The 11,654-nt window shown below is 46.9% G+C and carries 3 protein-coding genes, 1 tRNA gene, 3 rRNA genes and 1 pseudogene; 5 read left to right on the top strand and 3 right to left on the bottom strand.

What is annotated here, in order from left to right; all coding sequences use genetic code 11:
• The 5 genes and pseudogenes from BDD26_RS19330 to rrf all read left to right on the top strand — a co-directional run.
• Positions 1-1,261 (top strand): annotated as a pseudogene (locus BDD26_RS19330) (AAA family ATPase); the annotation flags it as partial.
• Between the two features lie 539 nt (positions 1,262-1,800).
• Positions 1,801-3,345: ribosomal RNA gene (locus BDD26_RS19325) — 16S ribosomal RNA — on the top strand.
• A gap of 82 nt (positions 3,346-3,427) precedes the next feature.
• A tRNA-Glu gene (locus BDD26_RS19320) sits at positions 3,428-3,503 on the top strand.
• 189 nt (positions 3,504-3,692) lie between these two features.
• Positions 3,693-6,602, top strand: a 23S ribosomal RNA gene (locus tag BDD26_RS19315).
• 96 nt (positions 6,603-6,698) lie between these two features.
• A 5S ribosomal RNA gene (rrf, locus tag BDD26_RS19310) occupies positions 6,699-6,814 on the top strand.
• The 16S, 23S and 5S rRNA genes sit together here with 1 tRNA gene alongside, the layout of an rRNA operon.
• A gap of 108 nt (positions 6,815-6,922) precedes the next feature.
• Here the strand turns inward: rrf and BDD26_RS19305 are convergent.
• From BDD26_RS19305 to BDD26_RS19295, 3 genes are all read right to left on the bottom strand, one after another.
• The gene (locus BDD26_RS19305; RefSeq protein ID WP_051502226.1) at positions 6,923-7,276 is read right to left on the bottom strand and encodes a YfiM family lipoprotein; all 354 of its coding nucleotides are present in this window, start codon (positions 7,274-7,276) and stop codon (positions 6,923-6,925) included.
• 114 nt (positions 7,277-7,390) lie between these two features.
• Entirely contained in the window at positions 7,391-8,746 is a 1,356-nt protein-coding gene (gene pssA, locus BDD26_RS19300; protein ID WP_038260115.1) for a CDP-diacylglycerol--serine O-phosphatidyltransferase, read from the bottom strand.
• Between the two features lie 214 nt (positions 8,747-8,960).
• The gene (locus BDD26_RS19295; protein ID WP_115827462.1) at positions 8,961-11,603 is read right to left on the bottom strand and encodes a bifunctional acetate--CoA ligase family protein/GNAT family N-acetyltransferase; all 2,643 of its coding nucleotides are present in this window, start codon (positions 11,601-11,603) and stop codon (positions 8,961-8,963) included.
• Positions 11,604-11,654 lie beyond the last annotated feature (51 nt).

Genomic DNA, 11,654 nt, shown 5'->3' with positions numbered 1-11,654 from the left:
GCGTTTGGATATGTTGAATGAAGAGCTGGTGGAAAAGAACGGGAATATTCTGAGCTGGAAGAAGAGTGGAAAGCAGAAAAAGCCGAGCTTACGGTACTCAAAACATTAAGGCTGAATTAGAAAATGCACGTATTGAGTTAGAAAAAGCCCGTCGTAGCGGTGACTTGGCAAAAATGTCAGAAATTCATACGGAAAAATTCCTGAGTTGGAAAAACGGCTTACTGCTGCGACTACAGCAGAAAGTCATCCAATGAGACTGCTGCGTAATAAAGTTACTGATGCTGAAATTGCTGAAATTCTTGCTCGCTGGACGGGAATCCCTGTATCCAGAATGTTGGAAAGTGAAAAAGATAAATTATTGCGTATGGAACATGAATTACACAAACGTGTAATTGGGCAAAATGAGGCCGTTGATGCTGTGGTCGAATGCAATTCGCCGTAGCCGCGCTGGTTTATCTGATCCAAACCGCCCCGATAGGTTCTTTCATGTTCTTAGGGCCAACAGGGGTTGGTAAAACTGAGCTGTGTAAGGCATTGGCTAATTTCCCTGTTTGATAGTGACGATGCAATGGTACGTATCGACATGTCTGAATTTATGGAAAAGCACGCTGTTTCAAGGTTAGTGGGGTGCTCCTCCCGGATATGTTGGGTATGAAGAAGGAGGTATCTGACAGAAGCAGTGCGTCGTCGCCCCTTACTCTGTCATTTTATTAGATGAAGTTGAAAAAGCTCATCCGGATTGTTTCAATATCTTGCTACAAGTCTTGGATGATGGTCGCTTGACTGATGGTCAAGGAAGAACAGTAGATTTTCGTAAATACCGTTGTATTATGACCTCTAACTTAGGTTCAGACATGATTCAGGAACATTTTGGTGCACTGGATTATGGTAGGAATGAAAGATACTGGTGATGGAGATAGTTGGCCCCATTTCAGACTGAGTTCATTAACCGAGTTGATGAAGTTGTGGTATTCCATCCACTAGGAAAAGAACATTTGAAATCTATTGCGAATATCCAATTGCAGCGTCTATATAAACGTTTGGAAGAGCGTGGCCTATCAAGTCACAATGACTCTATCCGCTTTGGAAAAACTGAGTGACGCTGGTTTTGATCCTGTATATGGAGCGCGCCCATTAAAACGGGCTATCCAGCAAGAGATTGAAAATCCGCTGGCTCAGCAGATCCTTTCAGGGAAATTGATGCCAGGTAAATTGGGTCACATTAGATTTGGAAAATGATCATATTATTGCAAGGCAATAACGTTTTTTACTCAATTCACTTTGTGATATTCTATAGGTGGTTATTTTTATAGACAATTATTGAATAGTAATGCCGTTAAGCAATATAAAAAATCTTACAAAAATAAAAGAGAGGTGAAAAAATCACCTCTCTTTCATTTATTAGGTCAAAAATATATCTAAAAAGCTTATTCTGAGTGATAAATAGTCGATTGAATTGTTTTTTTAAAAATAATTGTTGTCAGTATCGCAAAAGTCCCTATAATGCGCCTCCGTTGTCACGATGAACACACAAATGAATCGGCGTGACAAGAGCTGAAAGTCATGAAAATAAAGGCTTGACACGCTGAGAGGAAGGCGTAACATACACCACCTCAGGCAAGAAGAGAGATTACTTCTGCCAACGCTCTTTAACAAATTAATCAGACCAATCTGTGTGGGCACTCGCAGGACACGATCAAACGCCGCAAGGCGAAAAAGATTCAAGTCTTGAAGAGTGACTGAAACAGTTAATTCATTGCGATACTGAACAGTGAAATTCTTTGAGCATCAAAACACTTTTAATTGAAGAGTTTGATCATGGCTCAGATTGAACGCTGGCGGCAGGCCTAACACATGCAAGTCGGGCGGTAACAGGAAAGGGCTTTTGCATTTTTGCTGACGAGCGGCGGACGGGTGAGTAATGTCTGGGGATCTGCCCGGTAGAGGGGGATAACCACTGGAAATGGTGGCTAATACCGCATAACCTCTTTGGAGCAAAGTGGGGGACCTTCGGGCCTCACGCTATCGGATGAACCCAGATGGGATTAGCTAGTAGGTGGGGTAAGGGCTCACCTAGGCGACGATCCCTAGCTGGTCTGAGAGGATGACCAGCCACACTGGGACTGAGACACGGCCCAGACTCCTACGGGAGGCAGCAGTGGGGAATATTGCACAATGGGCGCAAGCCTGATGCAGCCATGCCGCGTGTATGAAGAAGGCCTTCGGGTTGTAAAGTACTTTCAGCGGGGAGGAAGGCGTGAGTCTGAACAGGGCTCACGATTGACGTTACCCGCAGAAGAAGCACCGGCTAACTCCGTGCCAGCAGCCGCGGTAATACGGAGGGTGCAAGCGTTAATCGGAATTACTGGGCGTAAAGCGCACGCAGGCGGCCAATTAAGTTAGATGTGAAATCCCCGGGCTTAACCCGGGAACGGCATCTAAGACTGGTTGGCTGGAGTCTCGTAGAGGGGGGTAGAATTCCACGTGTAGCGGTGAAATGCGTAGAGATGTGGAGGAATACCGGTGGCGAAGGCGGCCCCCTGGACGAAGACTGACGCTCAGGTGCGAAAGCGTGGGGAGCAAACAGGATTAGATACCCTGGTAGTCCACGCCGTAAACGATGTCGATTTGGAGGTTGTGCCCTTGAGGTGTGGCTTCCGGAGCTAACGCGTTAAATCGACCGCCTGGGGAGTACGGTCGCAAGATTAAAACTCAAATGAATTGACGGGGGCCCGCACAAGCGGTGGAGCATGTGGTTTAATTCGATGCAACGCGAAGAACCTTACCTACTCTTGACATCCACGGAATTTGGCAGAGATGCTGAAGTGCCTTCGGGAACCGTGAGACAGGTGCTGCATGGCTGTCGTCAGCTCGTGTTGTGAAATGTTGGGTTAAGTCCCGCAACGAGCGCAACCCTTATCCTTTGTTGCCAGCACATTATGGTGGGAACTCAAGGGAGACTGCCGGTGATAAACCGGAGGAAGGTGGGGATGACGTCAAGTCATCATGGCCCAGACGAGTAGGGCTACACACGTGCTACAATGGCGGATACAAAGAGAAGCGACCTCGCGAGAGCAAGCGGAACTCATAAAGTCTGTCGTAGTCCGGATTGGAGTCTGCAACTCGACTCCATGAAGTCGGAATCGCTAGTAATCGTAGATCAGCATGCTACGGTGAATACGTTCCCGGGCCTTGTACACACCGCCCGTCACACCATGGGAGTGGGTGGCAAAAGAAGTCGGTAGCTTAACCTGCGGGAGGGCGCTGACCACTTTGTGACTCATGACTGGGGTGAAGTCGTAACAAGGTAACCGTAGGGGAACCTGCGGTTGGATCACCTCCTTAACCAAATGATGGTAACTTGTGAGTGTTCACACAGATTGTCTGATGACTGTAAGACGAGCAAGCGTCTGCGAAGAGACTGACTGTCCCCTTCGTCTAGAGGCCTAGGACACCGCCCTTTCACGGCGGTAACAGGGGTTCGAATCCCCTAGGGGACGCCACTTTGCTCAGGCCCCGGGTGAAAGCCGGCGTCAACCGATATTGTTAAGCGTGACTTGCGAGTCAGTTTAGCAATATTTGCTCTTTAACAATCTGGAACAAGCTGAAAATTTGAAACCATCAATAGGGTCATTGACGATATTGATGCGTCTCTCAACATACTCCAATTCGAAGACACCTTCGGGTTGTGAGGTTAAGCGACTAAGCGTACACGGTGGATGCCTAGGCAGTCAGAGGCGATGAAGGACGTGCTAATCTGCGAAAAGCGCCGGTGAGCTGATATGAAGCCCTATCAGCCGGCGATGTCCGAATGGGGAAACCCAGTGCAATCCGTTGCACTATCATTCACTGAATCCATAGGTGAATGAGGCGAACCGGGGGAACTGAAACATCTCAGTACCCCGAGGAAAAGAAATCAACCGAGATTCCCCCAGTAGCGGCGAGCGAACGGGGAGCAGCCCAGAGCCATCAACAATATCAGCGCCAGGAGAACGGTCTGGAAAGGCCGGCAGTAAAGGGTGACAGCCCCGTATCCGAAGGCGCCGGTGTTGCGAGCTCGAAGAGTAGGGCGGGACACGTGGTATCCTGTCTGAACATGGGGGGACCATCCTCCAAGGCTAAATACTCCTGACTGACCGATAGTGAACCAGTACCGTGAGGGAAAGGCGAAAAGAACCCCGGCGAGGGGAGTGAAAGAGAACCTGAAACCGTGTACGTACAAGCAGTGGGAGCACCCTTTGGGGTGTGACTGCGTACCTTTTGTATAATGGGTCAGCGACTTATATTCTGTAGCAAGGTTAACCGTTTAGGGGAGCCGCAGGGAAACCGAGTCTTAACTGGGCGCTCAGTTGCAGGGTATAGACCCGAAACCCGGTGAGCTAGCCATGGGCAGGTTGAAGGTTGGGTAACACTAACTGGAGGACCGAACCGACTAATGTTGAAAAATTAGCGGATGACTTGTGGCTGGGGGTGAAAGGCCAATCAAACCGGGAGATAGCTGGTTCTCCCCGAAAGCTATTTAGGTAGCGCCTCGTGAATTCATCTCCGGGGGTAGAGCACTGTTTCGGCTAGGGGGTCATCCCGACTTACCAACCCGATGCAAACTGCGAATACCGGAGAATGTTATCACGGGAGACACACGGCGGGTGCTAACGTCCGTCGTGGAGAGGGAAACAACCCAGACCGCCAGCTAAGGTCCCCAAGTCATGGTTAAGTGGGAAACGAAGTGGGAAGGCTCAGACAGCCAGGATGTTGGCTTAGAAGCAGCCATCATTTAAAGAAAGCGTAATAGCTCACTGGTCGAGTCGGCCTGCGCGGAAGATGTAACGGGGCTAAACCATGCACCGAAGCTGCGGCAGCGATATGAATATATTGCTGGGTAGGGGAGCGTTCTGTAAGCCGGTGAAGGCGGGTCGTGAGGCCTGCTGGAGGTATCAGAAGTGCGAATGCTGACATAAGTAACGATAAAGCGGGTGAAAAACCCGCTCGCCGGAAGACCAAGGGTTCCTGTCCAACGTTAATCGGGGCAGGGTGAGTCGACCCCTAAGGCGAGGCCGAAAGGCGTAGTCGATGGGAAACAGGTTAATAGTCCTGTACTCGGTGTTACTGCGAAGGGGGGACGGAGAAGGCTAGGCCGGCCGGGCGACGGTATGTCCCGGTTGAAGCGTGTAGGTGGGGTGACCTGGCAAATCCGGTCATCCATAACACTGAGGCGTGATAACGAGCCACTACGGTGGTGAAGTGGTTGATGCCCTGCTTCCAGGAAAAGCCTCTAAGCATCAGGTAACATTGAATCGTACCCCAAACCGACACAGGTGGTCAGGTAGAGAATACTCAGGCGCTTGAGAGAACTCGGGTGAAGGAACTAGGCAAAATGGTGCCGTAACTTCGGGAGAAGGCACGCTGGCGTTAGGTGAAGGGCCGTGCGCCCGGAGCTGAAGCCAGTCGCAGAGACCAGCTGGCTGCAACTGTTTAATAAAAACACAGCACTGTGCCAACACGAAAGTGGACGTATACGGTGTGACGCCTGCCCGGTGCTGGAAGGTTAATTGATGGGGTTAGCGGCAACGCGACGCTCCTGATCGAAGCCCCAGTAAACGGCGGCCGTAACTATAACGGTCCTAAGGTAGCGAAATTCCTTGTCGGGTAAGTTCCGACCTGCACGAATGGCGTAATGATGGCCAGGCTGTCTCCACCCGAGACTCAGTGAAATTGAACTCGCTGTGAAGATGCAGTGTACCCGCGGCAAGACGGAAAGACCCCGTGAACCTTTACTATAGCTTGACACTGAACATGGAGCCTTGATGTGTAGGATAGGTGGGAGGCTTTGAAGTGTGGACGCCAGTCTGCATGGAGCCATCCTTGAAATACCACCCTTGAATGTTTGATGTTCTAACGTGGACCCGTTATCCGGGTTGCGGACAGTGTCTGGTGGGTAGTTTGACTGGGGCGGTCTCCTCCCAAAGCGTAACGGAGGAGCACGAAGGTTGGCTAATCACGGTCGGACATCGTGAGGTTAGTGCAAAGGCATAAGCCAGCTTGACTGCGAGCGTGACGGCGCGAGCAGGTACGAAAGTAGGTCTTAGTGATCCGGTGGTTCTGTATGGAAGGGCCATCGCTCAACGGATAAAAGGTACTCCGGGGATAACAGGCTGATACCGCCCAAGAGTTCATATCGACGGCGGTGTTTGGCACCTCGATGTCGGCTCATCACATCCTGGGGCTGAAGTAGGTCCCAAGGGTACGGCTGTTCGCCGTTTAAAGTGGTACGCGAGCTGGGTTTAGAACGTCGTGAGACAGTTCGGTCCCTATCTGCCGTGGGCGCTGGAAGATTGAAAGGGGCTGCTCCTAGTACGAGAGGACCGGAGTGGACGCACCGCTGGTGTTCGGGTTGTCATGCCAATGGCATTGCCCGGTAGCTACGTGCGGCAGAGATAACCGCTGAAAGCATCTAAGCGGGAAACTTGCCTTAAGATGAGTCTTCCCTTGTCCCAGAGAGGACACATAAGGAACGTTCGAGACGAGGACGTGGATAGGCCGGGTGTGTAAGCGTAGCGATACGTTGAGCTAACCGGTACTAATGCTCCGAGAGGCTTAACCTGACAACACCGAAGGTGTTTTGGGGCCAAGAGACGAAAACAGTTTCAGAGAAAGACACATAGCGTCATCAGCTTGTTCAGGATTGAATACAGGATTTGTCTGGCGGCAATAGCGCGGTGGTCCCACCTGACCCCATGCCGAACTCAGCAGTGAAACGCCGGCGCGCCGATGGTAGTGTGGGGTCTCCCCATGCGAGAGTAGGGCACTGCCAGACATTGATTTAGTCAGAAAAGCCATCCGGTGACGGATGGCTTTTTTGCGTTATGAAAATAGAAAAATATTCTTTTAATTTAGAGGATAGTTCATAAATATAATTATCAGACTATTTCAAGGATTGATACAAGCTATAACCAGTTATGGCTCCCGCTATATCGTAAACAAAGTCTTGCCAACTCCACCCTGTTCCAGCAGGACGGCTATCATAAAATTCTTTTGCTGCACCAAGACTAATTGACAGTAACAGGCCGAATTGCACACTTTCCCGATGTTTCCAGTTTTGGTGATCACCATAAGCGTTTCCTGCGGCGGCTATTACGGCAGAAAATAGAAAATGCTGGGCTTTGTCTCTACCTGTCCAGGTATCATTGGCCTGATGCATATTAGAACAAGCAGTAGTGGATAAGAGAGAAAATGTTATTAATACATGTTTGATTTTATTGGTGATGGATTTTTTCATTGTAATTTACGCTATCGTTTATAATTTAATAAATAATAGCGATTTGATAAATAAGATACAAAAATCCCTTCTTTAATTAAGAAGGGATTAATATTTTGATAATTATTTATCTATTTACAATATTCTGCTGATTAACCTATCAACACGGATACGGCGTAAACGACGTATTAATTTACGAACTTTGACAGGATAAAGTTGTATACTATCCAACTCTTGATAATTATTGATGATTTTTGTATGAGAACGAATGCAATTTAGTTCCAAAGAGCGTTGTGTGTGCATTTTCTGGTGGGGATCATGAATGAGAATGGCATTTTCCAAATCAAGCCCCCATGCACGTGGATTGAGGTTATTACCTGTAATCAATTGCCATTTGTTATCAACCCAGACACCCTTTAAATGATAGGTATTATCTTCGTCTTTCCATAACCGGATAGTTAATTGCTGGCTATCGATAAAACGTTGTAGCCGATTGGTGAAACGGCGTAAGTTAATCTCATACAGATAGGGCAAGGCACCAATAATCTTAAAAGGCTCTTCCGGTGGAATATAAAAATCATTGGCTGTTTTATCACCAATGATAATTTCGACCTGTTTCCCCTGCCGCAACAATCTTGCAATAGAACGAACCAATACTGCTGGTAAGTTGAAGTAAGGAGTACAGATTACTACTTTCTTTTCTGTACTGGCGATCAGATGACAGATTGTCTTATTCAGAGAATTCTTTTTGCCCAATCCAACGAGTGGTGTTATTGCAAGTTCGTCATTTGAAGCCTGGTTTTCGACATGATATGTAGCACTACGCAAGGAAGTGCGGAATTGCCTGATAAAGTTTTTAATTTCAAGGCTACGAGGGCGAGCTCGGGAAGCCAAGTTATTGACTGCATCGGCAGAAATAATGTTGTCGTCAATAAACTGCTTCATGATAGCTGCAAGTTTAGCGTTGTGCAGTAGATGATAGCGATCGTAGCGATATTTTTCGTGGCGGTGTAAGTAGACGTTATTAATGCTGGCACCACTATAAATAACAGTATCGTCAAAGATAAAGCCTTTGAGGTGCAAGACGCCTAACGCTTCACGGGTATTTACAGGAATACCAAGGGTGGGGATATGAATGTCAGGATATTTTTCAGCCATAGAACAGTACCAATCTGCGTTTGTTACAGTGGCTCCAGCACCAATACGACCGCGCTGGGCACGATGCCAGTCGACCAGAATTTTGATATCCAGTTCAGGCCGCTTTTGCTTGGCCTCATACAGTGCTGTTAAAATATCTTGCCCAGCGTCGTCATGCTCTAAATATAATGCGACGATATAAATATGCTTTTTAGCGCCTTCAATGCGTTCCAGTAAGGTGCTGCGAAACTCTTTAGACTGATAAAGGGTTTCAATGTCAGCAACTGACTGCGGTAATTTAGGCAGTTGTGCAAGGTGTTGTTGGTGTTTTGCTTGTTTAAATTTGGACAACATCACAGTGCGATTTTTCTCTTAGTTTGATGGTTGGCGTTCCATCGTAATGTTATGAATCAAAATGATCCGGCGATAATACCATTAGTTCGGTTAATTGTGAGTATGAATTAACTTTCTATTGCTGATTGCTTTAAGTCTGTGCGATCCATCACGAAGTAAGGAGTCGGTTTGAGCCTGTCTTTCGCTATTCTTATTTACCTTAAGGTTCTGGCGACTAAAGTTTTAAGACAAGATTGACAATTCCCTCTTCTAATTGGATATCAATGGCAAAGCCCAGTTTTTTGGCAAGTCGGATCATATTACGATTTTCTGGCATAGTGATAGCGGTTAATACCTGAATGCCATGTTCTTTCGTGTAGTGAATTAATTTGGTCATGAGCTGATATCCTAACGTAATCCCTTTCAAATCTGATCGCACTAACACAGCAAATTCTGCTTCGATATTATCCGGATCAGCCATAGCACGGGCGACACCAATAATTTCCGGTTTGGTTGTTGGATGGCGTATCGCAACAAACGCCATTTCACGGTCATAATCAATTTGGGTCATATTGGCGAGGTCATCGTGAGTGAATTCACTGATCTCACTAAAATAGCGATAATAAAGATCTTCTTTCGTTACCTGTTCGATAAATTCTTTTAGTAACGGTTCATCTTCCGGCAGAATTGGGCGCAGTAAACATGCAAAATCATCTCTGATATAAATGGTTTCTTCCAGTTCATTGGGATAAGGGCGAATTGCCAGTCGATTTCGGTGATCATCAGTGATGGGTGTTAACTCCATTGTTACATCCAGTAGTGTGAATTCACTGCCTGATGCCAATAACGGATGGATATGCATACGAGTGATTTGGGGGCAATCGATCAGTAAGTTGGATACCCTAACTAATAATTGACTTAGAGCAGGGATATCCAATGGTTGCAGTGAACCGCCAGATTTTATTTTACCTCCTTTAATAGCCTGAATGACCAAATAACGAGCCAATGCCATATTGAGAGGCGGTAGGGCGACGGCAGCCTGAGTTTCATTAACCCAATCTATGCCACCTTCTCCAAGCATAATTAAAGGGCCAAATATCTCATCTTGTTCAATGGCAACTCTCAACTCTTGCGCACCAGCTCGGTTTGCCATGTTTTGTACCAATAGACCATAAATTCTGGCTTGTGGAAAATTCTGTTTCACACGTTCAATAATGGCCTGAGTTGCTGTTTTAACTTCTCCGGCATTACGCAGATAGAGCATGACCCCTTGAACTTCTGATTTGTGAGGAATATCGGGAGAACGCAATTTCAGTGCTACGGGATAGCCAATTTTTTCCGCAATATTGACTGCATCATCACTGGAGTGAGCAATCCATGTAGGTAAAGTATTTAGGCCGTAGGCTTCAAGAATAGACTGTACTTCATGGGTATCCAGCTGAGTATTGCCACTATTAAGGGCTTGCTGGATGCAATCGTGGGCGTGTGCAGTATCTGATGTGATACCTATTGGCAGGGCAGGGGTTTCTTTGAGTTGTTTCTGGTTACGTTGATATTCCACCATATGCATAAAAGCTGTCACTGCGCCTTCTGGTGTACGGTAGGTTGGGATACCCGCTTCACTGAATAACCGCCTCGCTTCTAATGAAGAATATTCACCACACCAATTAGTAAAGATTGTGAGCCATTTTCCACGAGGATGCTCTTTAACAGCCTTAATGACGTTAACTGCTGTCTGCATGCTATGGGAAATGGCACAGGGAGAATGAATCAACAGTAAGGCATCATAGCTACGGCTATCTAACAGTAGTTTCAGGGCAGCGATATATTGTTCGGTTGATGAACTGTCTCCCAGATCCAGAGGGTTGCGTAAAGTCTGTGCTTCAGGCAGTACACCAGATAATTTAACAATTGTTTCGTCCTCCAGAACCGCTAGTTTACCGGTTCTCCTGAGGAGTTCATCCAGCGCCATAGCAGCAGGTGCGGCTCCATTACTGACAATTAGCAGGCGTTCTCCACGTAACGGACGCATAAAGCTTAACGTCTCCACGGCAGAAAACATTTCATGTGTATCCTGTACACGCAGTAACCCTGCCCGTTGGATTGCTGCGTCATAGGCTACATCGAAATTCTGCTGTTCTCCTAGTAATTGTTGAGCTTTACGGGTACGGCTGCTTTTTACAACCAGAATGGGTTTATTGCGTGATGCACTTCGTGAAGCAGACAGAAACCGTCGAGCATCGTTAATGTGCTCAAGGTGCAGTAGAATCGCGCTGGTTTTACCATCCCGCGCTAAAAAGTCGAGCAGATCATCAATATCAATATCAACACTATCACCCAATGCAATGAAATATGAAAAACCAATATTGCGATGGTTCGCCCAGTCCAGAATCGTATTGGATATTGCTGCTGATTGTGAAATAAATGCCAGCTTTCCCTTGAGAATAGGAATAGGCGAGAAACTGGCGTTCAATCCGATCCATGGAGCCAAAATGCCGAGGCTATTAGGGCCAAGGATCCGGATATGATATTTTTGGCTATATTGTTTTAGTTCAGCAAACTGTGATACTGGTGATGAAAGAATGATAACAGTTTTACAGCCCAGTCTGGTCAATTGTTCCAATAACGGCAAATTGCGGCTGTGGTGAGTACATATGACAGCCAGATCGGGCGTTAATGGTAATTTATCGATAGAAGGATAAGCCAGCACACCGAGAACAGCGCTTTTATTAGGCGTGACAGGAAGAATCGGTCCCTTAAAGTTTCCAGTTAACAAATTCCGCATCAATGTTGAGCTGGCTTTTTCGGGTTTTTCAGATGCCCCAATAACGGCAATAGATTTGGGATGTAACAATGCTTCAAGTCCACGCTGGCTCATTTTTCATCTCCTTATTAACTGTCATTGAATAAATAATTACTTCAATAAACA

The organism is Xenorhabdus cabanillasii (assembly GCF_003386665.1).
Classification (GTDB): domain Bacteria; phylum Pseudomonadota; class Gammaproteobacteria; order Enterobacterales; family Enterobacteriaceae; genus Xenorhabdus; species Xenorhabdus cabanillasii.
Note: the sequence above shows the minus strand (reverse complement) of the source record. Positions and strands in the feature narration are given on the sequence as shown.

Bases quoted from the DNA above. Each gene is read 5' to 3' on its own strand.
- BDD26_RS19305 (WP_051502226.1), bottom strand. From the start codon at position 7,276: ATGAAAAAATCCATCACCAATAAAATCAAACATGTATTAATAACATTT.
- pssA (WP_038260115.1), bottom strand. From the start codon at position 8,746: ATGTTGTCCAAATTTAAACAAGCAAAACACCAACAACACCTTGCACAA.
- BDD26_RS19295 (WP_115827462.1), bottom strand. From the start codon at position 11,603: ATGAGCCAGCGTGGACTTGAAGCATTGTTACATCCCAAATCTATTGCC.